The following is a 24,768-nucleotide window of genomic DNA, read 5'->3' as shown; positions in this document are numbered from 1 at the left end:
CAGGATCGAAAACCTGGATTATTTCACAAGCTCTGGCGCAGGCGCGCCAGCGTGCTGCGCAGGGTGTCGTTCTGCGGGTCCTTGGCGCGCGCCTCGCGCCACAACTCCTGCGCGGCCGCCTGCTGCCCCTTCTGGAACAGCACCTCGCCCAGGTGCACGGCGATTTCCGGGTCGCGCCGCAGCGCATAGGCATTGCGCAGGTATTTTTCGGCCTCGTCCAGCTTGCCCAGCCGGTACTGGACCCAGCCCATGCTGTCCATGATGAAGGGGTCGCCCGGCGCCATCTCGAGCGCCCTGGCGATCAGGGTGTAGGCTTCCTGCAGACGGACATTGCGTTCGGCCAGCGAATAGCCGAGGGCGTTGTAGGCATGGTGATTGTCCGGCGCCAGCGCCATCACCTCGCGCAGCAGCTTTTCCATCACCTCGACACGGCCGATCTTTTCGGCCAGCAGGGCGTAGTCGTACAGCAGGTCCGGGTTCTTCGGGAAGCGCTTGGCGGCGGTCTCCATCAGCGTATAGGCTTCCAGCAGACGGCCGGCGTCGCGCAGCAGCTGCACTTCGGTCACCGCCACCTGGGCCTGCTGCGCCGGCTCGGCCGGCTTCAGGCGGGCCAGCAGCTTGCGCCCGCCCGCCAGGTCGCCCTGCTTGGCCATCAATTGGGCGCGGCGCAGCTGGGCGCTGAACAGCAGCTCAGGGTCGGTGCCGGCCGGCACCTTGTCGAGCCAGGCCAGTGCGCCCGGGACATCGCCGCGCTCGTCCGCGATCTGGGCCAGGATCAAGAGCGCCCGGGTCGGGTCGCGCTCGTCTTCCGGATTGCGGCCGAGCACCTCGACGAAGCGGGTGAAATAGCCTTCGGCAGCCTTGGCGTCGTTCATCTGGGTGGCCAGCACGCCCAGCGCGTACAGGTTGCCGGCATCGTCCGGACGTCCCTTGAGCAGGGTCTCGAACTGGGCGCGCGCCTCGGGATACTGCTTCTGGTTGACCAGGACCCGGGCGTGCGCGGCGCGCACTTCGCGCGCCTGCGGATGGGTTTTCAGGAAGGCTTCCAGCATCGGGGCGATTTTTGCGTCGTCCTCGATGACCTGGGCCATCATCAGCACCGCGATTTCGGAGTCCGGCTTGGCGGCCAGGGCGGCCTTGGCCGCTTCCAGGGCCGCAGCCTTGTCGCCGCGCCCCAATGCCGCCTGGGCGCGCACGATATGCGCTTCAAAGGTGTTGTTGTAGGGGGCGATGACGCGCTCGAGCATGGCATTGGCCGCGTCCTTGTCCTTGGCGCGGCCGAGCAGCTGCTGGATCTGGAACAGCAACACGCCGCGCTTGTCCGGCGGCGCTTCCTTCAGGCGCTCCACGAAGATCGGTTCGACGTCGGCAATATTGTCCGAGGTGACCACCATGCCGACGAAGTACTGGGTTGCCTCGTCCGACTTCGGGTCGAGCTCGCGCCACAGGCGCACCGCGGCCAAGGTGTCGTCGGCCTGGCGCGCGGCCACCGCCATCTCGGCCGCGCGGCGCGCCAGGCGCGGGTCGCGCGTCTGCTGGGCCAGCGACAGCATGGTGAGATACGGGCCCTGCCAGTCACCCTTGCGGAATGCAAACTCGGCCTTAAGTAACTGGTTCAGCATGCTGCTGGTCAGCTCCACCTTCGGCAGCCGCGCTTCCACCTCGGCCCGGGCTTTCGCCTCGAGCTCCTCCTCGTCCGCCTGCGCGGTGTCGGCGTCACCGGACTGCGCTTCGGCGTCGGCCAGCGGGGTGTCCGAGGTGACGCTCGCGGCCCCGGGCGCGGCCTGCCGTGCGGTTTGCTGCCCCGGCGCGACAGCGCATGCCGCCAGGATGCTGGAGAGGGTTACAATGACGAAAGCGTTTTTCAAGGCAAGTCCATTCTGAGATGTTGTCTCTGATTCTACGCTCAAGCATGCGCCCGCGTGCACTGCAGCGCGTTTTGCTTAATGGCTGCCTAAGAATTTACACCACTCCCCTACCCCCAATGCCTGAACTGCCAGAAGTAGAAGTCACCCGGCGCGGTGTCGCGCCCCATATCGAAGGCCGCATCGTCGAGCAGGCGGTCTTGCGCCGCGAAGGCCTGCGCTGGCCCTTCCCGCCCGGTTTGTCCGAATTGCTGGCGGGCCGCCGCATCATTGCTACCGGCCGCCGCGGCAAGTACCTGCTGATCGAATTCGAGCACGGCACCCTGATCGTCCACCTCGGGATGTCCGGCCACCTGCGCGTGCTGCCGCCGGGGATCGAGCCGCGCAAGCATGACCACTTCGATCTCGTCGTGACCGGCCCGGAGGGCCGGCAGGTATTGCGCCTGCACGACCCGCGCCGCTTCGGCGCCGTGCTCTGGCATGGCAAGGACGAGGGCGAACTGGAGGAGCACCTGCTGCTGCGCGGCCTGGGCGTGGAGCCGCTGGGCGAGGGTTTTACGGGCGAACTCCTGTGGCGCGCGACGCGCAAGCGCAATGCGCCGATCAAGCAGGTGCTGCTGGCGGGCGACATCGTGGTCGGGGTCGGCAACATCTACGCCTGCGAAAGCCTGTTTCGCGCCGGGATCAACCCGAAGACGCCGGCCGCGCGCATCAGCCGCGCCCGCTATGACCGGCTGGCCGAGGCCATCAAGGACATCCTGGCGGCCGCCATCGTGCAGGGCGGCAGCACGCTGCGCGACTTTATTGCGGTAAACGGGCAATCTGGGTATTTCCAGCAGACATATTTCGTCTATGATCGTGCAGGAGTTCCCTGCCGCAACTGTGGGTCGCCGGTCCGCCAGATCAAGCAGGGCCAGCGTTCGACCTTCTACTGCGTGCAGTGCCAGCGCTGAACGTAACGACTAGACAACGATGCAGGATTTTCAACAGTATGGCGCCTGGCGCGCCGCCGTCGTAGAGCAGCTGGAAGGCTACGGCGCCGCGCTGCGCGAGGCCGCGCTGATCGACGGCGCCGGCGAGCAGCAGCTCGAGCGGGCCCTGGCGCGCCTGCGCGACGACCGCCTGTCGGTGGCTTTTGTTGCCGAGTTCTCGCGCGGGAAGACCGAGCTGATCAACGCGATCTTCTTCGCCGACTACGGCCAGCGCATCCTGCCGTCCAGCGCCGGGCGCACCACCATGTGCCCGACCGAGCTGCTGTACGACGCGGCGCTGCCGCCCTGCATCCGCCTGCTGCCGATCGAGACCCGGCGCGGGCACCTGTCCACCAGCGATTTCCGTGAGGACGCCGCTGCCTGGACCGTGCTGCCGCTCGAGCTCGACGCTCCGGAGCGCATGAGCGAAGCCTTCCGCCAGGTGAGCCAGACGCGCCGCGTGTCATCGGCCGAAGCGCAGGAATACGGGCTGTGGGATCCGGAAGACCCGGACCTGGCGTCCAGCCTGGGCGCGGACGGCACGGTCGAGATCCCGCGCTGGCGCCATGCCATCATCAACCTGCCGCATCCGCTGTTGAAACAGGGCCTGGTAATCCTCGACACGCCGGGCCTGAACGCGATCGGCACCGAGCCGGAGCTGACCCTCAAGCTGATCCCGAATGCGCACGCGGTGCTGTTCGTGCTGGCTGCAGACACCGGCGTCACCCGGAGCGACATCGACGTCTGGCGCACGCACATCGGCGCCGGCCCCGGACGGCTGGCGGTACTGAACAAGATCGACGCCATGTGGGACGAACTGCGCTCGCCGCAGGAGAACGAGGCCGAAATCGCACGCCAGCAGCACGATGCCGCCCAGCTGCTCGGCCTGGACGCCGCACGCGTGTACCCGGTGTCGGCGCAGAAGGCCCTGGTCGGCAAGATCAACGGCGACATGGCCCTGTTCGAGAAAAGCCGCCTGGGCCTGCTGGAGGCCGCGCTGTTCCACGACCTGGTTCCGGCACGCCGCGCCATCGTCGCGCGCCAGCTGCGCGAGGACCTCGAGGTCTTGTCCGCCGGCCGGCAGGCTCTGGGCGCGGCGCGCATGCGCGACCTGGTCGAGCAGCTGCAGGAACTGAAAAGCCTGCGCGGCAAGAACCAGGGCGTGATCGCCCACATGGTGCGCCGCGTCGAGCTGGAAAAGAAGGAATTCGACGCCAGCCTGCTCAAGCTGCAGGGCACGCGCGCGGTGTTCGCGCGCCTGTCCACCGAGCTGTACTCGACGCTGGGCATGGACGCCGTGCAGGAACACACCATTGCCGTACGCGCGGCCATGCAGGCGGCGCGCTTCGCCACCGGCATGCGGGCCCCGGTGCGCAGCTATTTCGAGGCGATGCGGGCCAACCTGGACGCGTCATCGGGCAAGGTCGGCGAGATCGGCGCCATGATGGACAGCATGGTCCGCAAGTTTTCAAGCGAGCACGGCCTGTCCCTGAGCAGCCCGATGTCGCTGTCGCTCGATCGCTACCGGCACGAGCTCGATGAGGTGGAAGCGCTGTTCCTCAAGCAGTTCGGCACCGCGACCCTGCTCATGACCAGCCGCGCCACCCTGCTCGAGCGCTTCTTCGACTCGATCGCCTCGCGCGTGCGCCACGTTTTCCGCGCCGCCAACCTGGAGGCCGAAGCCTGGCTGAAGGTGATCATGGCCCCGCTCGAGACGGCGATCCGCCAGCACCGCGACCAGCTGCGCCACCGCCAGGCCTCGATCCAGCGCATCCACGACGCCACCGACAGCCTGGAACAGAAGATTGCCGCCTTCGAAGGCACCCGCCAGGACTGGGACGGCACCCGCGCGCGGCTGGCGGGCATGGCGGAGCAGCTCGCCGCAGATCTGGAGAAAGAAGCAACGTGAAACGCCTTACCGAATTCGACCAGCTGGCCGACCCGACTTTCTCACAAGCGGTGATCGACTGGCAGCGCAGCCACGGCCGCCATACCCTGCCCTGGCAGAACACCACCGACGCCTACCGCATCTGGCTGTCCGAGATCATGCTGCAGCAGACCCAGGTGGCGGCGGTGCTCGGCTACTACGCGCGCTTCCTGGAGCGCTTCCCTACCGTGCAGGCCCTGGCCGAGGCGCCGAGCGAGGACGTGATGGCGCACTGGAGCGGCCTGGGTTACTACACCCGGGCGCGCAACCTGCATGCCTGCGCCAAGCGCGTGGCGCAGGACTACGGCGGCGTGTTCCCGAGCGACCCGGCCCTGCTGGCCGAGCTGCCCGGCATCGGCCGCTCGACCGCGGCGGCGATCGCCGCGTTTTCTTCCGGCGCGCGCGCCGCGATCCTGGACGGGAACGTCAAGCGCGTGTTCGCGCGGGTGTTCGGCATCGACCAGTATCCGAGCGAGAAGCGGGTCGAGGATGCGCTGTGGCGCCGCGCCGACGCGCTGCTGCCGGAACAGGGCATCGAGTCGTACACGCAGGGATTGATGGACCTCGGTGCGACGCTGTGCACGCGCAGCCGCCCCGATTGCGGGCGCTGCCCGCTGCAGGCACGCTGCGTCGCTTATGCAACCGGGCGCACGGCGGAACTGCCGATCCGCAAGCCGAAGAAGGCCACGCCGGAAAAGCGCGCCGCGCTCTTGGTGCTGATCGACCGCGGGCAGGTGCTGCTGGAGCAGCGCCCCGGCACCGGGATCTGGGGCGGGCTGATGTCGCTGCCGGAGGTCGACGGGCACCTGGCGGTGGACGTGGATGCCGTGTCATCGCTTGAAGTCGCCACGGCCGCGGCGCAGTTCGGGACGGTGGACGAGGTGCAGGCGCTCAGGCCGCTGGTGCACGTGTTCACCCACTACAAGCTGCACATCGCGCCGTGGCAGGTGACGCTGGCTGCACGGGGAAGCGCGACCGGCAGGCACCTGTGGTGGGACCTGCATGCGATCGGCGAGGCGCCGCTGCCGGCGCCGGTCAAGAAGCTGCTGCAGGAGCTGGGGACGCCGGGCCTGTTCGGGTAACTCCGCGGCGCAAGCCGGTGTTCGTATCTATGGACTCCACCCGACGATACGATCAGCACGAACGATCAGGCCGCCCACGCATTCAGCAAGTGGAAGAACAGACGCGCGGGCCGCATTGACGTGGTTTGAACGCGTGGGCGGCGCATACGGAGCGGCCCGACATGTTCATCGGGTAGAGCCGCCCACCCTACGAATAATCGACGACTTTGACTCAGAAGTGATCGAGCGAGAAGATGCGCCGATGCTCCCGGATCGCATACCGGTCGGTCATCCCCGCGATGTAATCCGCGATCTTGCGCGCCTGACGCATCGGGTCGCCTTCCACCTGGTAGTCGTTCGGCAGCAGCACCGGGTCAAGCAGGAAGGCCTCGAACAGCTCGCGCACGATGCGGCTGGCCTTCACGCGCATGCGGTTCACCTGGAAGTGCCGGTACAGGTTCGCGTACAGGAAGCGTTTCAGGGCCGTGGTCTCCGCGCGCATCTGCGGCGAGAAGCGGATCAGGGGCGGCGCGGCGCGCACGGCGTCGATGTCCTTCGGCGCCGCTTCCTGCAACAGTGCCCTCGAGGTCTCGACCAGGTCGGCCGTCATCGCCGTGATCATCAGGCGGATCGTCTCGTACAGCGCGCGCCGTCCCGGCAGGCCCGGATACTGGGTTTCCACCGTATGCCGGTGGCGCGCGAACAGCTCCACCTCTTCCATCTGCGCCATCGTGAGCAGGCCGGAACGCAGGCCATCGTCGATGTCGTGGTTGTTATAGGCGATCTCGTCGGCCAGGTTGGTCAGCTGGGCTTCCAGGCTGGGCTGGCTGCGCTCCATGAAACGGTGCCCGAGCTCGCCCAGTTGGCGGGCGTTCGCCAGCGAACAGTGCTTGAGGATGCCTTCGCGCGTCTCGAAGGTGAGGTTGAGGCCGTCGAAGGCGCCGTAGTGCTCTTCCAGCTCGTCCACCACGCGCAGGCTCTGCAGGTTGTGCTCGAAGCCGCCGTAATCCTTCATGCACTCGTTGAGCACGTCCTGGCCCACGTGGCCGAAGGGCGTGTGGCCGAGGTCGTGCGCCAGCGCAGTGGCTTCGACCAGGTCTTCGTTCAGCGCCAGGCTGCGCGCCAGCGTGCGGCCGATCTGGGCCACCTCGATCGAGTGCGTGAGCCGGGTGCGGAACAGGTCGCCCTCGTGGTTCAGGAAAACCTGGGTCTTGTACTCGAGCCGGCGGAAGGCGGTCGAGTGGATGATGCGGTCGCGGTCGCGCTGGAACTCGCTGCGCGACCCAGCCGGCGGCTCGATGTGGGTGCGGCCGCGCGACTTCGACGAATGGGCTGCATACGGGGCGAGGCGTGCGTCGAAGTCCATCATGTCTACTCCTTGGCGACGCAGGCGTCGAGGGTCGCCCGCAGGACCTCCGGCGGCGCCGTCGTGATCGACGGGCTGCCCAGCGGCTTGAGCAGGATGAACTTGATCGCCCCGCCCTCGTTCTTCTTGTCCACCGCCATCAGCTCGATCCAGCGATCGTGGCCGAGGTCCGGCGCCACGGTCGGCAGGCCGGCCGCCTGCACCAGGGCGCGCACGCGCTCCACGGTGGCCGCGTCGATCAGGCCGAGGCGCGCCGACAGGTCGGCCGCCATCACCATGCCGCAGCCGACGGCTTCGCCGTGCAGCCAGGTGCCGAAGCCCAGGCCGGCCTCGATCGCGTGGCCGAAGGTGTGGCCGAAATTGAGCACCGCGCGCAGGCCGCCTTCGCGCTCGTCCTTGCGCACGACCTCGGCCTTGATTTCGCAGGAGCGCGCGATCGCGTAGGCCATCGCCTCCGGCTCGCGCGCCACCAGCTTGGCGATGTTGGCCTCGATCCACTCGAAGTAGGCGGCATCCAGGATAGCGCCGTGCTTGATCACCTCGGCCAGGCCGGCCGCCAGTTCGCGCGACGGCAGGGTGTCGAGGGTGGCGGTATCGGCGATGACGGCGCGCGGCTGGTAGAAGGCGCCGATCATGTTCTTGCCGAGCGGGTGGTTGATGCCGGTCTTGCCGCCCACCGAGGAATCGACCTGGGACAGCAGCGTGGTCGGCACCTGCACGAAGGGCACGCCGCGCATGTAGCTGCTTGCTGCGAAGCCGGCCAGGTCGCCGATCACGCCGCCGCCCAGCGCCACGATGGTGGTCTTGCGGTCGCACTTGTGTTCGAGCAGCGCGTCGAACACCAGATTGAGCGAAGCCCAGTTCTTGTGCTCCTCGCCGTCCGGCAGGATGATCTCGACCACGTCGCGCCCGGCGGCGCGCAGGGCGCCGGCCACGCGCGCCAGGTAGAGCGGCGCCACGGTGGTGTTGGTGACGATCGCGGCCTTGCTGCCGTCGATGTGGCGCGCCAGCAGCACGCCGTCGTCCAGCAGAGTGGGGCCAATCGTGATCGGGTAGCTGCGTTCGCCCAGGTCGACGTTGAGGATGGTGGGTGCGGCTTGGTTCATTGCGTTCATCGGGTCGCTTGCCAGCCGGCGCGCACGGGCGGACGCATAGGCGGCTTCCTGCGCGGCGAGCTGATCCAAAATGATCTGTACCATCGATTGTACGTTAGGTCGGCCGGTATCGATGACGAGGTCCGCGATCTCGCGGTACAGCGGGTCGCGCTGGGCCAGCAATTCCTCGAGTTTGGCGCGCGGATCGGCGGTTTGCAGCAGCGGTCGGTTCTTGTCGTGCGCGGTGCGCTGCAGGATGCTGCCGATCGAGGCGCGCAGGTAGACCACGGTGCCGCGCTCGGCCAGCAGCGCGCGGCTGGCGGGATTGAGCACGGCGCCGCCGCCGGTGGCCAGCACCAGGCCGTCCTGGGCGCTCAGCTCGCGGATCATGTCCGCTTCGCGGCGGCGAAAACTGTCCTCGCCCTCGATCTCGAAGATCCAGGGGATCGAGGCGCCGGTGCGCGCTTCGATCTCGTGGTCGGAATCGACGAAACGCATGCCGAGCTTGCGCGCCAGCTGGCGTCCGATGGTGGTCTTCCCCGCCCCCATCAGGCCGACCAGGAAAATGTTGTTGTTCTTGGGATGAGGCACTGCCAGGTCCGCAGAAATGAAAAAAGACGGCCAGTATAGACTGGCCGTCTCTTTTTGCGTCAAACCGTCGCGTCAAACGCTTACGGGCAGCTGAACGTCACCCTGAACGGAATCGAGGTGGTGCGGCCTTTCGGCGTGGTGACAGTCACATCGAAGCTGGCCACGCTGGAAGCAACACATGGCGTCGGTGCTGTGCTGCTGATGGTGAATCGATGGGTCGAGCCTTGGGGCCCGCTGACCGTGCTGCCCGTGTGGTCGTCCACGCCTGCTGCATTGTGCGGCAGCATGTCGGGCACGATCGCTGGAACTACACCGACCGCGGTGGCATTGAGGGCGGCGGTCACCTGGACGGTCGATCCGGCCGGTAAGGGGTTCAGGTTCAGGTCATTCAGCTGCAGTGTAAATACCAAGGGATTCGCTGACGGGACCGGGCCGATTTCCACCGTCCGGTTCGGCAATGCGGTGGCTGAACCGTTCATGAAAATGTTCTCAGCGTAGCCGCTGCTAAAAAAGATGCTCGTTTTTCCGAACTGCGTATTCGTGCCGTCAGTCGTACTGGCACAAATCGTTGCCAAGCCTGGACGCAGACTGTCAGAGCTACCCCCTGGAAGCGTATTGCACGGGGTGGCAGGCGTATTTGGCTGTGCGACGCGCGGCTCCTGGACGCGGAAATCCACCGAGCATCCACCGTTAACGGTCGTACAACCGCCTTTATTCGAAGAACCGATTGCGCCCAGGTTGGTCTGGAACACGATGGGCGTGCCATCAGCGACCGGGTTGCCTGACTGGTCGGCCAGAAGGATACTCACCACGCTTGCCGGCGTGTTAGTGCCGCTATCACGCCAGCCTTCCACGTTGGATACCGAGGTGCTCAAGGATAGCGAGCGCTGTACCGGAAGGCCGGTCGTGACAACGATCGAGTCCGACAAGGTGGAAATGTTGGGGCGCGTGGCCGTGGCTGTTTGGGGCAACGTGGCCTGGATGCGGAACGTGGTCGCCATATCGAGCGAGTTGACCGTTGTGATGACTTCGCCGTTCTGGTCGGTCGTATCGCTGGTCTTGTTGAGAGTGACCACGCCGTTGGGCACTACCGAGAAGTCGACGCGCTGCCCCACCAGCGGCCGATCGAAGATGTCAAACACCCGATAACGCAAGGTAGCGGTCTCGGTTCGGCTAATACCGCCCTGGCCGCGAATTACGATCGATTTTTCCATTGGCGCGGCCGAAACGAACTGGACCGAAGCCGCAGCTGGGGCCGCAATCTTGAGCGTTTCACTCACGGAAGTAGTGACACCGTCGGCCGACGCAGTGATGGTATCGTCGTTTCCGCAGCCTTGGTCACGGTAGACCACCATGGCCTTGCCCTGATTGGTCGGCGTGGTGGCAGCCAGCGTCGCCTTGCCGGCGGTAGCACAGGCGGAGCTGAAACGCACGTTAACCGACTGTGCGGTGTAGGGCGCGCCATTCGCCAGCACATCGACCGACACTTCGGTCGAACCATACGCGGAAATGCTCGACTGCGACAGACGTAGCGTACTGAAGGTGAGCGCAGTGGCACCGACCGAATAATTGCCTTCACTGGTGATCGTCGTGCCGGCGATGGCTGTCGTCGCCGTTACCTTCCCAGCGCCGCCCGCCGACAGGCTGGCGGCACGCAGGGTCACCGTCGCGACGCCGTTGGCATCGGTCAGGCTGGTGCCGGCCGTCGGCGAGAATACCGCCAGTTGGGGATCGGTAGCGAAGGAGACAAGCGCATTCGGCACTGGCTTGCCGGCCTGGTCGCGCACCAGCGCGCGCACGGTCAGCGGGGTGGCGCCGCTCAGCGAATTGCTGGCCTGGCCGCTCGCGTTGACGAAGCTGACCGCCACCGTCGGCGCGGCCGGTACTGCCGGCGTCCCCGGTGTTCCACCGGTGCCGCCGGAACCGCTGCCACCGCCGCTCGTGACGCCGGGATTTCCGCCACCGCCGCCGCAGGCCGACAGCGCTGCCGCCAGCAACAGCGCCAGGCTGCCGCGTACATAGTTGTTTTTCTCTTTCATGTGACGCTCGTTGTTTTGATTATTGAGGGGGGTTTGCGGTTCAGCGTCCTGCAGCCGCGTCCGTCACGATCTTCGGCGTGATGAACACCAGCAGTTCGGTCTTGGTGCTTTCGCGGCCGGTCGTCTTGAACAGGTAGCCGAGTACCGGCACGTCGCCCAGCAGCGGAACCTTGCTTTCGTTGTTGCGTTCGGTCTGCTGGTAGATACCGCCCAGCACCACCGTGCCGCCGTTTTCGACCATGACCTTGGTCTTGACGTGCTGGGTGTTGATCGCCGGGCCGGCGCGGGTTTCCTCGCCCTTGGAATCCTTGTTGACGTCGACGTCGAGCACGACGTTGCCGTCCGGGGTGATCTGCGGCGTCACTTCCAGGCGCAGGTTGGCCTTCTTGAAGGTGATCGAGGTCGCGCCGCTGCTGGTGGCGACCTGGAACGGCAGCTCGACGCCCTGCTCGATCACGGCAACCTGCTTGTCTTCGGTGACCACGCGCGGGCTCGAGATGATCTTGCCCTTGCCGTCGGCTTCCAGGGCCGACAGCTCCAGGTTCAGGAAGCGGTTGGCCGCCGAGGAGAACAGGCTGAAGGCCAGCGACGAGGCCGGCACGCCGCCGATCGCCGCGGCCGGCAAGTTGACCATGGTGGTGTTGGTATAGCCGTCGCCTTCGTCCGGGGTCTGTCCGGTGACCTGGCCCACGCCGGTCAGGTTGCCGCCGATCGCGACGCGCTCGTTGCCCTTGACCTGCCAGCCCGAATCGCCGCCGCGCAGGGTGCGCAGGTCGGCGAAGCCCAGCTTGGCGCCGAGGTTGCGCGAGAAGCCGTCGTTCGCTTCCACCAGGCGCGCCTCGATCAGCACCTGCTTGGAGGCGACGTCGGTCTTCTGGATCAGCTTGCGGATGTCCTCGATCTTGGAGGCGATGTCGGTCACGAACAGCTGGTTGGTGCGCGGATCGATGATGGCGCTGCCGCGCTTGGACAGCACGCGGTTCCTGTTGCCGGTGTCGGCGGAAGCGGCGCCGTCCGCATCCAGGCCAAACACGGTGCGGAAGGATTCGACCTTCTGGTAGTTCAGCTGGAAGATCTCGGAGCGCAGCGGCTCGAGGTCGGCGATCTGGGCGCGCTGCTCGAGCTCGAGCTTTTCCTTGGTCAGCAGTTCCTCGCGCGGCGCGATCCACAGCACGTTGCCGTTCTTGCGCATGTCCAGGCCCTTGGTCTGCAGGACCACGTCCAGGGCCTGGTCCCATGGCACGTCGCGCAGGCGCAGGGTCAGGTTGCCGGTGACGGAGTCGCTGGTGATGATGTTCAGGCCCGAGATGTCGGCGATCGCCTGCAGCGCGGCGCGCACTTCGACGTTCTGGAAGTTGAAGGACAGCTTCTCGCCGCGGTAGCCGCTAGCGTTGCCGCCCGGTCGGTTCGGATCTTCCTTGACCGGACGCACGTCCACGATCAGCTGGGTGTCGCTCTGGTATACCGACTGTTCCCATGCTCCTTGGGCGTCGATGGTCATGCGCACGTTCTCGCCCTGGGCCGCGGTGGTGATGCGCGAGACCGGCGTGCCGAAGTCGGTCACGTCGAGGCGGCGGCGCAGCGTCTCCGGCAGGCCGGTGCGCAGGAAGTCGACGATCACCTGGTTGCCGGCCTGGCGCACGTCGACGCCGACCTGGCCGTTCGGCAGGTCGACCACGACGCGGCCTTCGCCGTTGCTGCCGCGGCGGAAGTCGAGGTCGCGCAGCAGTTGTTTTCCGGCCGAAACGGCGGGCGCGTTTGAAGCGACCGGCATGCCGGAGGCGTTCACGGCCTGGGCCAGGCCGCCCGAGCCTTCGACGGTGACGATCACCGACTTGCCGTCGATGGCGGTGGCGTAATTCAGCGCGCGCGCCATGTTCAGCACCAGGCGGGTGCGCTGGCCGGCCTGCACCACGTTCAGGCTGCGCACGTCGCCGAGGTTGATGTCCTGCGAGGTCTTGCCGGTGGCATTGCTGGTGGCGCCGAAGTCCAGCGCGATGCGTGCCGGATTGGTGATCGAGAAGCCGATCGGCGCCTTGGCCGGCGCTTCGCGCATGGCGATGTTCAGGACCACGTTGGCGCCCTGCTGGTTGGCCGTGATCGACTCGATGGCATTCGCAGGCGCCTGTGCCTGGGCGGCGCCGGCGGCCAGCGTCATCAGGACGGCAAGGGTTGGCCCTGCGCAGCGCGCCAGCCAGGCCGGCACGGCGATGCGGAAGGTGCGAATGGTGTGCGTGTTCATGCCTGGGCTCATTTCCCGGTCTCCTTGCTTTCCGCCAGCTCGATCGTCGCCTTGCGCTCGACCCAGTCGCCGGTGGCGTCCTGCACTGTTTCCCTGATGTCGATCGCGCCTTCGTTGATGCGCGTGACCAACCCGTGATTCTGTCCGATGCGCTGGCCCGCCTTGACCTGGAAGATCGACGCGTCGATCTGCACCAGCGCGTAGCTGGCGCCGCCCTTCTGCAGGGTGCCGACCATGCGCATGACGTCGAGCGGGTAATGCTCGAGCACCTCGCGCGGCCGGCTCTCGTCCGGCTGCATCGGATTGGTGCTGGCCGCCCCCATGCGCGCCATGCCGTTCGAGAGCTTGGCCTCGCTGAAGGGCTCGACCGCGTCGCCCGGGTTGTAGGCGTAAGGGACGAACTCTTTCGGTTCCGGCAGCGGTTTCACCTTCGGCACGGTCTCGCGCTCGACCTGTTTCATCCAGTCGCGCACTTCCTGCACGTCGCCGTCGCCGCAGCCGGCCAGCAGGGCCGCCGCGCCGACTGCGCACATGGCTTGCTTCAGCTTGTCCTTGTGCGTCATTTCGCCGCCCCTCCCTTGGCCTTCTTGTCATTGCGCGCCTTCTTCTGCGCGCCGATCTCGTCGGCATCGAGGTAGCGGAAGGTCTTGGCCACCGCCTCCAGCTGCAGCCCGCCGTCGCGTGTCGTCAGGATCATGTTGTTGAGCGTGACGATGCGCGGCAGGTGGGCCATGTCGGCGGCGAAGGCGCCGACGTCGTTGTACTTGCCGCTCACCTTGATGTCGATCGGCAGTTCGGCGTAGTAGTCGCGGATCACTTCCTGGCCCGGCTTGAACAGCTCGAACTGCAGGCCGCGGCCGACGCCGGCCTGGTTGATGTCGGACAGCAGGTCCGCCATCTCCGACTTGCTCGGCAACTGCTTCTCGAGGCGGACCACGTACTGGTCGACCTGGGCCTTCTGGGCCTGCAGGGCCTCCAGGTTGATGGCCTGGGCCATCTTGATCTTGTACTCGTCGCGCAGGTTGGCTTCCTGGGCGGCGAGCCCCTCCTGCTCCTGGAACTGCTCGCTCCAGTAGAAGAAGTAGCCGAGACCGACGACGGCGGCCATCACGCCGGCCGCGCACAGCAGGCGCGGGGCCAGCGGCCACTGCCCGGGCTGGCGGCCCTGCAGGTCCTGGAACTGCGCGGCGAGCTGGGCGCCGAGGTCTTTGAGATCGATATTCATGGTGTTCCCGCCGCCTTGGCCAACCTGGCGTCCGCCTTGCCGTCGCCTTGCGCATCCTGCTCGCGCGGGCGCTTGATCGCCACGTCCATCTGGAACTCGACGACCCGGCGCACCGCCGTCTTGCCCTGGCCCACGGTGGACACGCGCACTTCGGTCAGGTTCGGGCGCTCCAGCCAGGGCGAGGAACCGGATACGTTGCGCAGCAGTTCGGCCACCCGTTCCTGCGACTGCGCGTAGCCGTTCAGCGTCACCCGCTGCCCGTCCTGGCGGAAGGACTTCAGGTAGACGCCTTCCGGCGTCTGGCGCACCAGTTCGTCGAGCACGTAGACCGGCTGGTTGCGGTCGCTCTGCAGGTCTTCGACCGCCTGCTGGCGCGCCTTCAGTGCTTCGATCTCTTCCTTCAGGGTCTTGATCTGGCCGATCTTCTTGTCCAGTTCCGCGCTGGCCTGCTTGAGCACCAGGTTGCGTTCGTTCTGGACCGAGATGCGGCTGGCGTTCCAGGCGCCGACCAGCAGCACCACGGCGGCGCCGGCGACGCCGCCCGCCGCCAGCATGGCCACGAAGGCCGCCTGCTTCTGCTTGCGCTTGGCTTCGCGGTGGGGTAACAGGTTAATGCGGATCATCAGCCGAACCTCCGCAGGGCCAGGCCGCAGGCGACCAGGTAGGCCGCACCTTCCTGGCGCAGCTGCTGTTCACGCACCAGCGGGCCGTGGCTCATGCCCTGGAAGGGCGCCACGATGCTGCTCGGGATGCGGGTGCGGCTGCCGATCAGTTCGAGGAGGCCAGGCAGCGCGGCGCACCCGCCGGCCAGGTACAGCTGGTCGATCCGGGTATAGGGCGTGGACGTGAAGAAGAACTGGATCGCGCGCGTGACTTCCAGCGCGGCGCTCTCCAGGAAAGGCTGGAGCAGCTCGGCGCGGTAGTTCTCCGGCAGGTCGTCGGCGCGCTTGCGGGCTTCGGCGTCCTCGAACGACAGGCCGTAGGCGCGCACGATGTCCTGGGTCAGCGTATTGCCGCCGAAAGGCTGCTCGCGCTCGTAGATGGTCTCGTCGTCCTGCAGCACCGACACGTGGGTGGCCTGGGCGCCGATCTGGAACAGCGCTACGATCTGGCCGGGCTTGGCATTCGCGGCGCGCGCCAGGGCGGCGCGCGCGGCATAGGATTCGATGTCCATCACGGTGGCCGTCAGGCCGGCCGCTTCGGCGATCGCCACGCGGTCCTCCACCTTTTCGCGGCGTGCGGCGGCCAGCATGACTTCCATGTCTTCGTTCGACGCCGGGGCCTGGCCGATCACGTCGAAGTCCAGGCTCACTTCGTCCAGCGCGAAGGGGATGTACTGGCTGGCCTCGGACTCGACCTGCACTTCCAGCTGGTCTTCCGACAGGCCGGCCGGCAGGATGATCTTCTTGGTGATGACCGCGGCGGGCGGCATGCCCAGCGCCACGTGTTTGGCCTTGGTGCCGCTCTTTTTCCAGACGCGGCGCACCGCCTCGGCCACCTGCTCGATGTTTTCGATGTTGCCGTCCACGACCGCGCCACGCGGCAGCGGCTCGGCGGCATAGCGCTCCAGGCGCAGTTCACCCTTGCCGGCGTCTTCCAGCTCGACCAGGCGGACGCCCGACGTGCTGATATCGAGTCCGGCCAGCGGCGGACTGGATTTCCCGAACAAGGAAGCTAGATTGATCACGAGCGTACTCCTCGGCTGCCCTCCCGCCTACGCAGGATCTTGTGTTGAACGCCCGCTGGGGGGTATGTCCTGTTGATTCACTCAGCTGAAACAATGAGTTGGTGCATATTTATGAGGCACCGCGTTAGATCGTACTTAAAAGGATGCACCCAGACAAGATATTTCTATGAGGGAACACATCAATCCGGCGCGTCCGCGCCACACTCTGGCGCAGAGTGTTATCACCCCTGCCACGACCGTTTCCAGCTTGCCATTGTTCTGCTTGCTTAGGCTTAAGTTCTGGCTCAGCAGTCCGTGTGTCAGGTCCGAAAGCCCTGACTTATAATGGGACGGTTCAAGGGAGTAAAAACCAGCATGAAAGAGAAAAAATCGCCCGCATCGGGCGCCTCGAAGTACAGCGCCAAGCGCCTGATCCTGATGGCCTTCGGCGCCCTGACCGGCCTGGCCGCCATCGGCGTGCTGGTGCTCGTGTTCGCGCTCGCGATGGCCTACCCGAATTTGCCGGCGCTCGACACCATCACCGACTACCGGCCCAAGATGCCACTGCGGATCTTCACCGCCGATAACGTCCTGATCGGCGAATTCGGCGAGGAGCGCCGCACCCTGGTGCGTTTCAAGGACATCCCGGACGTCATGAAGAAGGCGGTGCTGTCGATCGAGGACGACCGCTTCTACGAGCACAGCGGCATCGACTACTGGGGCATCCTGCGCGCGGCGTTCCGCAACGCCACCACCAGCACCCGCCAGGGCGCCTCGACCATCACCCAGCAGGTGGCGCGCAACTTCTTCCTCTCGTCCGAGCAGACCTTCAAGCGCAAGGCCTACGAAGCGCTGCTGGCCTGGAAGATCGAGAAGAACCTCTCCAAGGACCAGATCCTCGAGCTCTACATGAACCAGATCTACCTGGGCCAGCGCGCTTTCGGTTTCCAGTCGGCGGCCCAGATCTATTTCGGCAAGGACCTGCGCGACATCAGCGTGGCCGAAGCCGCGATGCTGGCCGGCCTGCCGAAGGCGCCATCCGCGTATAACCCGGTGGTCAACCCGACCCGCGCCAAGACCCGCCAGCAGTACATCCTGCAGCGCATGCACTCGCTCGGCTACATCAACGACGCCCAGTACGCGCAGGCGAAGGACGAGCCGCTCAAGATCAAGACCGACAGCACCGCCTTCGGCGTGCACGCCGAGTACGTGGCCGAGATGGCGCGCCAGCTGGTCTACGAGCAGTTCAAGGAAGACACCTATACCCGCGGCCTGAACGTGTTCACCACCATCACCAAGGCCGACCAGGACGCGGCCTACCTGGCGGTGCGCCGCGGCGTGATGGACTACGAGCGCCGCCAGGCCTACCGCGGCCCGGAATCGTATATCGACATCCCCAGGAGCAAGGGCGAGGCCGAGGAAGCCATCGAGGCCGAGCTGGCCGAGCATCCGGACAGCGACAACCTGGTCGCCGCCATCGTGCTGCAGGCCTCGCCGTCGAAGGTTTCCGCCACCATCGCATCGGGCGAAACCATCGAGATCAGCGGGCCGGGCCTGTCCTTCGCCAAGGCCTGGCTGGCGGAAAAGGCGGCGCCAAACCGCCGCCTGCGCCGTGGCGCCGTGATCCGCGTGATGCAGAACGACGAATCGAAGTGGGTGATCACCCAGATGCCGGAAGTGGAATCGGCCTTCGTTGCCGCCAGCACCGAGGACGGCGCGATCCGTGCGCTGGTGGGCGGTTTCGACTTCAACCGCAACAAGTTCAACCACGTCACCCAGGCCTGGCGCCAGCCGGGCTCCTCGTTCAAGCCCTTCATCTACTCGGCCTCGCTCGAACGCGGCCTGTCGCCGGCGACCGTCATCAACGACGCCCCGATCTCGTTTGACGCCGGCCAGACCGGCGGCCAGGCCTGGGAGCCGAAGAACTACGACAACCGCTACGAAGGACCGATCACCATGCGGCGCGGCCTGACGCAGTCGAAGAACATGGTCTCGATCCGCATCCTGAACAAGATCGGCGCGCGCTACGGCCAGGAATTCGCGACCCGCTTTGGCTTCGACGCCGAGCGCAACCCGGCCTACCTGACGCTGGCCCTGGGCGCCGGCTCGACCACGCCGCTGCAGATGGCCGGCGCCTACGCCGTGTTCGCCAATGGCGGCTACCGCATCAGCCCCTACATCATCTCGAAGGTGACCGACAGCGACGGCAAGGTGCTGTCAGAAGCGCGTCCGGAACGCGCCGGCGTCGAGGCCAACCGCGTGATCGACGCCCGCAACGCCTTCCTGGTCGACAGCATGCTGCGCGACGTGGTGCGCTACGGTACCGCGAACAAGGCCATGGCGCTCAAGCGCACCGACCTCGCGGGCAAGACCGGCACCACCAACGACTCGATCGACGCCTGGTTCGCCGGCTACAACCCGAAGCTGGTGGGCGTGGCCTGGATCGGCTACGACCAGCCGAAGAACCTCGGCAACCGCGAGACCGGCGGCGGCCTGGCCCTGCCGATCTGGATCAACTACATGGGCAAGGCGCTGAAGGGCGAGGAAAACATCGATCGCGAGGTGCCGCCGGGCCTGATCCTGGCCAACGGCGAGTACTACTATGCCGAGACGCCGCCGGGCACCGGGGTGACGACGCTGGACGTGGGCCCGCCGCCGGCGCCGGCCGAGCAGAAGCAGCGCGACGCGGTCAGGAACGAACTGTTCTGATTTTTGACCAAATGGTAAAAAAATTGGCAGCCCGCGGGCTGCCAATTTTTTGTAGGGTGGACGGGTTTCCCGTCCGCGCGTCCAACCAACACATGAATTGCCGCCGCCTCTTTTTATACGCGATTTGAACGCGCGGACGGCGAAGCCGTCCACCCTACGGAATCGTGGTCAATTCACCGAACGATCAGCCCATCGAGACCGGCGCCCCGCCCTGCTCCGTCACATACTGCGACAGCGAGGCGAACAGCTCGGTATCGTCGCGGGTATTGCGCCACTGGTCGCCGACGCGCTTGTAGTGGTAGCCGCCCGAGCGCGCCGCCACCCACATTTCCTGCAGCGGCGCCTGGCTGTTGATGATGATCTTCGACGCATTGCCCAGGAATTCGACTTCCAGCACGTTGCCGCTGCGCTTGCATTCGACGTCGACCACGTCGTCGTCGTTGAGCTTGTCGAGGCAGGCCTCGATGCGGTCCAGGGTGCTTTCGGCCAGCGCCAAAAATTCGGAATCGGTCATGCTACACTCCAAAGTCTGCTAATTAAACCCCCATTCTAATCGTGAAGTCCACCATCGCACTTCTTTCCGGCGCAGCCGTACTTGCCGCCCTGGCCGGCTGCGGCCAGACGGGCCCGCTCTACATGCCGAACCCGCCCGCCAAACCGGCCCCGGCCGCCACGGCCGCGGCCAATCCGCAGCCCGCTCAACCCGTTCCGTCCAACAACGCCTCCGTCCCGGCACCCACCAAGTAAAAAGTCCTCTTCATGTCGCACTTCCAGTACCAGAACGGCGTCCTGCACGCCGACAGCGTTGCCCTGCCCGCCATCGCCGAACAATTCGGCACGCCCACCTATGTCTATTCCAAGTCGGCGCTGCTGGAGAATTTCAGCGCCTACTCCGATGCCTGCCGCGGCCGCGACGCACTGGTGTGCTACGCGATGAAGGCCAACTCGAACCTGGCCATCCTGGACCTGCTGGCGCGCGCCGGCGCCGGCTTCGACATCGTCTCGGGCGGCGAACTGCTGCGCGTGATCGCCGCCGGCGGCGATCCGGGCAAGACCATCTTCTCGGGCGTCGGCAAGACCGTCGAGGAAATGCAGCTGGCACTGGAAAAAGGCATCCTGTGCTTCAACGTCGAGTCGATCCCGGAACTGCACCGCCTCAACGACGTGGCCGGCAGCATGGGCAAGCGCGCGCCGGTGTCGCTGCGCGTGAACCCGAACGTGGACGCCAAGACCCATCCCTACATCGCCACCGGCCTGAAGGCCAACAAGTTCGGCGTCGCTTTCGACGATGCGCTGGCCACCTACCGCACCGCGGCCTCGCTGCCGAACCTGGACGTGGTCGGCATCGACTGCCACATCGGCTCGCAGTTGCTGGACGACGCACCTCTCTTGGAAGCGCTGGACAAGCTGATCGAGCTGATCGACACCCTGGCGCTCGAGGGCATCCATGTGCACCACCTCGACATCGGCGGCGGCCTGGGCGTGAACTACGGCGCCGAGGGCGACAAGCCGCCGGTTCCGGTGGGCGACTACCTGGGCCGCCTGTTCGCCCGCATCGACGCCTGGCGCGCCGAGAAATACGAGGGCAAGCCGGTCAAGGTGATCTTCGAGCCGGGCCGCTCGATCGTGGCCGATACCGGCGTGCTGCTGACGAAGATCGAATACCTCAAGCCGGGCGTGGAGAAGAATTTCGCCATCGTCGACGCGGCCATGAACGACCTGATGCGCCCGACCCTGTACCAGGCCTGGATGGGCGTGCAGCCGGTCAGCCCGCGCGAAGGCGCCAAGCTGACCTATGACGTGGTGGGTCCGGTGTGCGAATCGGGCGACTGGCTGGCGCGCGAGCGCGAACTTGCCGTCGAGCCGGGCGACCTGCTGGCAATCATGACCGCCGGCGCCTATGGCATGACGATGGCCTCGAACTACAACACCCGCGGCCGCGCGGCCGAGGTGATCGTGGACGGCGACCGGGTGCACGTGATTCGCCAGCGCGAGAATCCGGCCGATCTGTTTGCGCTGGAATCGATGCTGAAGTAGGGTGGACGGCTTTGCCGTCCGCGCGTTCAACAAAATCATGCGCCGTCACGGCGCATCCGGGAGCTGAACGCGTGGGCGGGAGACCCGCCCACCCTACGATATCGCGGCCTTTTGAGCCTTCCGGGCCGCGCTCCAGTACACGCGCAACCCCAGCAGCGCCGCCACGATCACACCGAAAATGATCGGCTCCTGGAAGTCGTTCTTGCCCGCCTTCATCCACCAGAAATGCAGGATGCCCAGCGGCGCCACCACATAGATCAGGCGGTGCAGCCACTGCCAGCGCTTGCCGCCCAGCCGCCTGATCATCGCATTGGTGCTGGTCGCCGCCAGCGGAATCAGGAGGACGAAGGCGATGAAGCCGACCGTGATGAAGGGCCGTTTCACGACGTCCTTGAGCATGGCCGCGACGTCGAAGAAATGGTCGAACCAGAAGAAGCAAGTGAAGTGCAGCAGCGCATAGAAGAAGGCGTATAGCCCCAGCATGCGGCGCAGCCGCACGACCCAGTTCCAGCCGGTGAGACGGCGCAGCGGCGTCACCGCCAGCGTGATGCACAGGAAGTACAGGGTCCAGTCGCCGGTGCCGCGCGTGAGGAATTCGAGCGGCTCGACCGGCACGCCCTGAAACACCAGCCAGGCCATGCGCAGGAAAGGCAGCAGTGCCAGCACGAACACCACCGCCTTGATCGTGCCGAGCTGCCTGGTGGACGGAGTGAACGCCATCAGTAGAACTTCTTCAGGTCCATGCCGCTGTACAGCGAGGCGACCTGGTCGTAGCCGTTGAACATCAGGGTCTTGCGCTTGCGCTGGAAGAAGCCATCCTCGCCGATGCGGCGCTCGGTGGCCTGCGACCAGCGCGGGTGGTCCACGTTCGGATTCACGTTCGAATAAAACCCGTATTCGTCCGGCGCCGAATCGTGCCAGGCGGTGCGCGGCTGGCGGCTCACCAGGCGGATCCGGACGATCGACTTGGCCGACTTGAAGCCGTACTTCCAGGGCACGATCAGGCGCACCGGCGCGCCGTTCTGGTTCGGCAGCACCTGGCCGTACATGCCGACGGTGAGCAGCGTGAGCGGATGCATGGCCTCGTCCATGCGCAGGCCTTCCACATAGGGCCAGTCGAGCACACCGCTGCGCAGGCCCGGCATCTGCTTGCGGTCGGCCAGGGTGGTGAACTCGACAAATTTGGCGGAACCTAGCGGCTCGACCTGCTTGAGCAGGTTCGACAGCGAATAGCCGACCCAGGGAATCACCATCGACCACCCTTCCACGCAGCGCAGGCGGTAGATACGCTCTTCCAGCGGCGCCAGCTTGAGGATGCGGTCGATGTCGAGGGTAACCGGCTTCTTCACCTCGCCCTCGATGGTCACCGTCCACGGCCGGGTGCGCAGGGTGTGCGCGTTCTGGACCGGATCGCCCTTATCAAGGCCGAATTCGTAGAAGTTGTTGTACGAGCTGGCGTCCTTGAAGGAGGTCGGCGCTTCCTGCGTCGACAGCGCCGCGTTGCGGGTGGCGGCGAGCTTCACGCCTTGCGCAAAGGCCTCGCGGTTGGCCATTTCCCAGATGCCGGAGCCGACCGCCGCGGTGGCGGCGATACGGGCGATGAATTGGCGCCGGCCTTCGTAGACTTCGCGCGGCGTGATCTCGGACGGATACGGGAGGTCGATCCCGTTCGGACTGCGTTTGAAAAGCATGACTGACTCCGCTACAGAGAGGAACTTCAGGTTACACCAGCCGGCCCGGGCGCACGTTAGCGCCGCCTGCCGTCCGGCAAGGATGAGGCCCGGCACGCTGGACAAAAGCGCGTCAGGCCCCGCCCGCTGCCCTACCCGGTGGGAAAGGCGAGGATGAAACGGGTGTCGGGACCGTCCGACTGCAGCATCGCTTTGCCACCGTGCAGGTTCATGATGGCGCTGACGATGGACAGGCCCAGTCCCGTCGAGCCTTCCGCATCGCCGCGGGCGCTGTCGACCCGGTAGAAACGGTCGAACAGGTGCTCCAGGTGCTCGCGCGGAATCGGGGCGCCCACGTTGCTCACGCTGAGCTCTAGCATGCCGGGGCGCGGCGCGGCGTGCAGCCTGATGGTGCTGCCCGCATCCGCATGGCGCACCGCGTTCGAGACCAGGTTGGCCAGTGCGCGCCGTACCAGCGCCGGGTCGGCGGCGAAGCGGCCTTCCCCGCTGCATTCCAGGCGCAGGCCGCGTTCCTCGGCCATGCCCTCGAAAAAATCCGCCACCCGTTCCAGCTCATCGAGCGCCACCAGCGGCTGGCGCGCCAGCACCACTTCGTCCTGGCCGGCGCGGGCAAGGAACAGCATGCTCTCGATCATGCGCGCCAGGCGCTCGAGTTCCTCGATGTTCGAGGCCAGCAGCGCTTCGTATTCTTCCCGGCTGCGGCCCTGCCCGAGCGCGACCTGGCTTTGCCCGATCATGTTGGTCACCGGCGTCCTGAACTCGTGCGCCAGGTCGGCCGAGAAGCCGGACAGGCGCGCATAGCCGTCCTGCAGGCGTTGCAGCATGGCGTTGAAGGCATCGATCAGTGGCCACAGCTCGGACGGCGCGGCGCCGATGTCGAGCCGCTGCGCCAGGGTGCCGGGCTTGATGAGCGCCGCATGCTCGGCGACGCTGCGCAGGGGACGCAGGCCGCGGCGCAGCATCAGGGCGGCCAGCGCGGCGGCCAGCACGGCGCCGACCGCGCAGGCCGCCAGGATATGGGCGCGGTAGCGCGCGAACATGGCGGTGCGCTCGGCATAGGCGCGCGCCACCACCACCGTCACCGGATTCCTGCCCAGGCGCGCACTGCCCGCCACGACCCGGCCGGGCGTGCCGTCCTGCGCGGTCCAGCCGGCGATGGCCTCGCGGCCGGGCGCCGGTCCGGCTTCCGGCGGCATCGGATAGCGCTCGCCGCGCGGGTTGATATCGGCCAGCACGGCGCCGCCCGGCCCGACGATGCGCACCAGCGAGTTCTCCTGGCCGCTCATGGTGTCGCGGAAGAAGTCGGGTTGGGCAAGCAGCAGCTCGGCCGCGCCCGGCCGGCCAAGCACGATCTGCACCTGGCGCAGCTTGCCCAGCAGCTGCAGGTCGTCGCGGCGCGCGATCTCGGCCACGAAGGCGCGGTACAGGTAGATGCCCAGGCCCGCCGCGCTGAAGGAAACGATCAGCACGAAGGCGAGCGTCACGCGCAGGGTCAGGGAATGGCGCCAGGAGGGTTTCATGCCGGGGCCTGCGCCTCGCAGACGTAGCCCATGCCGCGCCGCGTGTGGATCAGTTTGTGGGTATAGGGATCGTCGATCTTGCGCCGCAGGCGGCGCACGGCGGCGTCGATGACATTGGTATCGCTGTCGAAGTTCATGTCCCAGACCTGGGACGCGATCAGGGCGCGCGACAGCACCTGGCCCTGGCGCCGCGCCAGCAAGTGCAGCAGCGCGAACTCCTGGGCCGTGAGCGCAATGGCCTCGGCGCCGCGCCGCACGCGGCGGCGCAGCACGTCGATCTCGAGGTCGGCGATCCGGATCAGTTCTTCCTCGCGCACCGGCCCGCGCCGCAGCAGGGTGCGGATGCGCGCCACCAGCTCGACAAACGCGAAAGGCTTGACCAGGTAGTCGTCGGCGCCCAGTTCCAGCCCGCGCACGCGGTCCTCGACCTCGTCGCGCGCCGTCAGGAACAGCACCGGGATCTGTTCGGTATCCGGGTCGGCGCGCAGGGCTTCGAGCACCTGCCAGCCATCCATGCGCGGCAGCATCACGTCCAGCACGACCAGCTCGATCTCTTCCTCGCGGGCGATGGCCAGGCCGTCGCGTCCGTTGCGCGCGAGCCGCACGGCAAAGCCCGACTCGGCCAAGCCGCGCTGGAGGTAGTCGCCGGTCTTCGGCTCGTCTTCGATCACCAGAATGCTCATACGTTTCATTCTATGCCGGAGCGCGCCCGCGCGACATGACAGGATTGTCATCTGGCGGTCATCCTGGCGTGGGCGGGCGCA

At 66.6% G+C, this 24,768-nt stretch carries 20 protein-coding genes; 6 read left to right on the top strand and 14 right to left on the bottom strand.

Features of this window, described 5'->3' with window-relative positions; translation table 11 throughout:
- Positions 1 to 23: 23 nt before the first annotated feature.
- Positions 24 to 1,868 (bottom strand): tetratricopeptide repeat protein, encoded by a 1,845-nt coding sequence (locus MasN3_RS03600; RefSeq protein ID WP_281912390.1) that lies wholly within the window; start codon positions 1,866 to 1,868, stop codon positions 24 to 26.
- 116 nt (positions 1,869 to 1,984) lie between these two features.
- On the opposite strand from MasN3_RS03600, the gene mutM reads away from it, so the two are divergent.
- From mutM to mutY, 3 genes are read left to right on the top strand one after another with little or no spacing between them, the layout of a single operon-like run.
- A complete protein-coding gene (gene mutM, locus MasN3_RS03595) occupies positions 1,985 to 2,818 on the top strand; it encodes a bifunctional DNA-formamidopyrimidine glycosylase/DNA-(apurinic or apyrimidinic site) lyase (protein WP_281912388.1) in 834 nt (277 codons plus the stop codon).
- Between the two features lie 19 nt (positions 2,819 to 2,837).
- Positions 2,838 to 4,745, top strand: a complete 1,908-nt coding sequence (locus MasN3_RS03590) for a dynamin family protein (protein ID WP_281912386.1) — start codon at positions 2,838 to 2,840, stop codon at positions 4,743 to 4,745.
- Positions 4,742 to 5,845 (top strand): A/G-specific adenine glycosylase, encoded by a 1,104-nt coding sequence (gene mutY, locus MasN3_RS03585; protein ID WP_281912384.1) that lies wholly within the window; start codon positions 4,742 to 4,744, stop codon positions 5,843 to 5,845. Before MasN3_RS03590 ends, mutY begins: the two co-directional genes overlap by 4 nt.
- A 211-nt stretch (positions 5,846 to 6,056) precedes the next feature.
- On the opposite strand, the gene MasN3_RS03580 is transcribed toward mutY, so the two are convergent.
- From MasN3_RS03580 to MasN3_RS03545, 8 genes are all read right to left on the bottom strand, one after another.
- Complete coding sequence (locus tag MasN3_RS03580) at positions 6,057 to 7,190, bottom strand: deoxyguanosinetriphosphate triphosphohydrolase (RefSeq protein WP_281914623.1); 1,134 nt, start codon at positions 7,188 to 7,190, stop codon at positions 6,057 to 6,059.
- A gap of 5 nt (positions 7,191 to 7,195) precedes the next feature.
- Positions 7,196 to 8,833 carry a bifunctional shikimate kinase/3-dehydroquinate synthase AroKB gene (gene aroKB / locus MasN3_RS03575; protein WP_370662382.1) on the bottom strand — a complete coding sequence of 546 codons (1,638 nt, stop codon included), beginning with the start codon at positions 8,831 to 8,833 and terminating at the stop codon, positions 7,196 to 7,198.
- 122 nt (positions 8,834 to 8,955) lie between these two features.
- On the bottom strand, positions 8,956 to 10,914 hold the full coding sequence (locus tag MasN3_RS03570; protein ID WP_281912380.1) for an Ig-like domain-containing protein: 1,959 nt from the start codon (positions 10,912 to 10,914) through the stop codon (positions 8,956 to 8,958).
- Positions 10,915 to 10,954: 40 nt separating this feature from the next.
- Positions 10,955 to 13,156 (bottom strand): type IV pilus secretin PilQ, encoded by a 2,202-nt coding sequence (pilQ, locus tag MasN3_RS03565; protein ID WP_370662328.1) that lies wholly within the window; start codon positions 13,154 to 13,156, stop codon positions 10,955 to 10,957.
- 8 nt (positions 13,157 to 13,164) lie between these two features.
- Positions 13,165 to 13,719: a pilus assembly protein PilP gene (locus tag MasN3_RS03560; RefSeq protein ID WP_281912378.1), complete on the bottom strand. Its 555-nt coding sequence runs from the start codon at positions 13,717 to 13,719 to the stop codon at positions 13,165 to 13,167.
- The gene (locus MasN3_RS03555; protein ID WP_281912376.1) at positions 13,716 to 14,381 is read right to left on the bottom strand and encodes a type 4a pilus biogenesis protein PilO; all 666 of its coding nucleotides are present in this window, start codon (positions 14,379 to 14,381) and stop codon (positions 13,716 to 13,718) included. The genes MasN3_RS03560 and MasN3_RS03555 overlap by 4 nt, the downstream gene beginning before the upstream one ends.
- Complete coding sequence (locus MasN3_RS03550; RefSeq protein WP_281912374.1) at positions 14,378 to 15,004, bottom strand: PilN domain-containing protein; 627 nt, start codon at positions 15,002 to 15,004, stop codon at positions 14,378 to 14,380. The genes MasN3_RS03555 and MasN3_RS03550 overlap by 4 nt, the downstream gene beginning before the upstream one ends.
- On the bottom strand, positions 15,004 to 16,068 hold the full coding sequence (locus tag MasN3_RS03545; RefSeq protein ID WP_281912371.1) for a pilus assembly protein PilM: 1,065 nt from the start codon (positions 16,066 to 16,068) through the stop codon (positions 15,004 to 15,006). Before MasN3_RS03545 ends, MasN3_RS03550 begins: the two co-directional genes overlap by 1 nt.
- Before the next feature lie 354 nt (positions 16,069 to 16,422).
- Between MasN3_RS03545 and MasN3_RS03540 the strand changes: the two genes are divergently transcribed.
- Positions 16,423 to 18,756 (top strand): penicillin-binding protein 1A, encoded by a 2,334-nt coding sequence (locus MasN3_RS03540; protein WP_281912369.1) that lies wholly within the window; start codon positions 16,423 to 16,425, stop codon positions 18,754 to 18,756.
- A gap of 184 nt (positions 18,757 to 18,940) precedes the next feature.
- On the opposite strand, the gene cyaY is transcribed toward MasN3_RS03540, so the two are convergent.
- Complete coding sequence (gene cyaY, locus MasN3_RS03535; protein WP_281912366.1) at positions 18,941 to 19,270, bottom strand: iron donor protein CyaY; 330 nt, start codon at positions 19,268 to 19,270, stop codon at positions 18,941 to 18,943.
- Positions 19,271 to 19,311: 41 nt separating this feature from the next.
- Here cyaY and lptM point away from each other — a divergent pair, with 41 nt between their 5' ends.
- Together lptM and lysA are read left to right on the top strand one after the other, a co-directional pair.
- Positions 19,312 to 19,503 (top strand): LPS translocon maturation chaperone LptM, encoded by a 192-nt coding sequence (gene lptM / locus MasN3_RS25260; RefSeq protein ID WP_370662327.1) that lies wholly within the window; start codon positions 19,312 to 19,314, stop codon positions 19,501 to 19,503.
- 12 nt (positions 19,504 to 19,515) lie between these two features.
- On the top strand, positions 19,516 to 20,793 hold the full coding sequence (gene lysA / locus MasN3_RS03530) for a diaminopimelate decarboxylase (protein WP_281912364.1): 1,278 nt from the start codon (positions 19,516 to 19,518) through the stop codon (positions 20,791 to 20,793).
- Between the two features lie 93 nt (positions 20,794 to 20,886).
- Here the strand turns inward: lysA and MasN3_RS03525 are convergent, their stop codons facing one another.
- The 4 genes from MasN3_RS03525 to MasN3_RS03510 all read right to left on the bottom strand — a co-directional run bounded on the left by MasN3_RS03525 (position 20,887) and on the right by MasN3_RS03510 (position 24,687).
- Positions 20,887 to 21,513 carry a sulfite oxidase heme-binding subunit YedZ gene (locus tag MasN3_RS03525; protein ID WP_281912362.1) on the bottom strand — a complete coding sequence of 209 codons (627 nt, stop codon included), beginning with the start codon at positions 21,511 to 21,513 and terminating at the stop codon, positions 20,887 to 20,889.
- Entirely contained in the window at positions 21,513 to 22,484 is a 972-nt protein-coding gene (msrP, locus tag MasN3_RS03520) for a protein-methionine-sulfoxide reductase catalytic subunit MsrP (protein ID WP_281912360.1), read from the bottom strand. Before msrP ends, MasN3_RS03525 begins: the two co-directional genes overlap by 1 nt.
- A gap of 131 nt (positions 22,485 to 22,615) precedes the next feature.
- Positions 22,616 to 24,004 carry a heavy metal sensor histidine kinase gene (locus tag MasN3_RS03515; RefSeq protein WP_281912358.1) on the bottom strand — a complete coding sequence of 463 codons (1,389 nt, stop codon included), beginning with the start codon at positions 24,002 to 24,004 and terminating at the stop codon, positions 22,616 to 22,618.
- Positions 24,001 to 24,687 (bottom strand): heavy metal response regulator transcription factor, encoded by a 687-nt coding sequence (locus MasN3_RS03510; protein ID WP_281912355.1) that lies wholly within the window; start codon positions 24,685 to 24,687, stop codon positions 24,001 to 24,003. The genes MasN3_RS03515 and MasN3_RS03510 overlap by 4 nt, the downstream gene beginning before the upstream one ends.
- Between the last annotated feature and the right edge of the window lie 81 nt (positions 24,688 to 24,768).

The sequence above is a fragment of the Massilia varians genome, from assembly GCF_027923905.1.
Classification (GTDB): Bacteria; Pseudomonadota; Gammaproteobacteria; order Burkholderiales; family Burkholderiaceae_D; genus Telluria; species Telluria varians_B.
Note: the sequence above shows the minus strand (reverse complement) of the source record. Positions and strands in the feature narration are given on the sequence as shown.

What these genes read in the sequence shown, in the direction of transcription:
- mutM (WP_281912388.1), top strand. Translation starts at nt 1,985, where the DNA reads ATGCCTGAACTGCCAGAAGTAGAAGTCACCCGGCGCGGTGTCGCGCCC.
- MasN3_RS03590 (WP_281912386.1), top strand. Translation starts at nt 2,838, where the DNA reads ATGCAGGATTTTCAACAGTATGGCGCCTGGCGCGCCGCCGTCGTAGAG.
- MasN3_RS03580 (WP_281914623.1), bottom strand. Translation starts at nt 7,190, where the DNA reads ATGGACTTCGACGCACGCCTCGCCCCGTATGCAGCCCATTCGTCGAAG.
- aroKB (WP_370662382.1), bottom strand. Translation starts at nt 8,833, where the DNA reads ATGGGGGCGGGGAAGACCACCATCGGACGCCAGCTGGCGCGCAAGCTC.
- MasN3_RS03570 (WP_281912380.1), bottom strand. Translation starts at nt 10,914, where the DNA reads ATGAAAGAGAAAAACAACTATGTACGCGGCAGCCTGGCGCTGTTGCTG.
- pilQ (WP_370662328.1), bottom strand. Translation starts at nt 13,156, where the DNA reads ATGAACACGCACACCATTCGCACCTTCCGCATCGCCGTGCCGGCCTGG.
- MasN3_RS03560 (WP_281912378.1), bottom strand. Translation starts at nt 13,719, where the DNA reads ATGACGCACAAGGACAAGCTGAAGCAAGCCATGTGCGCAGTCGGCGCG.
- MasN3_RS03555 (WP_281912376.1), bottom strand. Translation starts at nt 14,381, where the DNA reads ATGAATATCGATCTCAAAGACCTCGGCGCCCAGCTCGCCGCGCAGTTC.
- MasN3_RS03550 (WP_281912374.1), bottom strand. Translation starts at nt 15,004, where the DNA reads ATGATCCGCATTAACCTGTTACCCCACCGCGAAGCCAAGCGCAAGCAG.
- MasN3_RS03540 (WP_281912369.1), top strand. Translation starts at nt 16,423, where the DNA reads ATGAAAGAGAAAAAATCGCCCGCATCGGGCGCCTCGAAGTACAGCGCC.
- cyaY (WP_281912366.1), bottom strand. Translation starts at nt 19,270, where the DNA reads ATGACCGATTCCGAATTTTTGGCGCTGGCCGAAAGCACCCTGGACCGC.
- lysA (WP_281912364.1), top strand. Translation starts at nt 19,516, where the DNA reads ATGTCGCACTTCCAGTACCAGAACGGCGTCCTGCACGCCGACAGCGTT.
- MasN3_RS03525 (WP_281912362.1), bottom strand. Translation starts at nt 21,513, where the DNA reads ATGGCGTTCACTCCGTCCACCAGGCAGCTCGGCACGATCAAGGCGGTG.
- msrP (WP_281912360.1), bottom strand. Translation starts at nt 22,484, where the DNA reads ATGCTTTTCAAACGCAGTCCGAACGGGATCGACCTCCCGTATCCGTCC.
- MasN3_RS03515 (WP_281912358.1), bottom strand. Translation starts at nt 24,004, where the DNA reads ATGAAACCCTCCTGGCGCCATTCCCTGACCCTGCGCGTGACGCTCGCC.
- MasN3_RS03510 (WP_281912355.1), bottom strand. Translation starts at nt 24,687, where the DNA reads ATGAGCATTCTGGTGATCGAAGACGAGCCGAAGACCGGCGACTACCTC.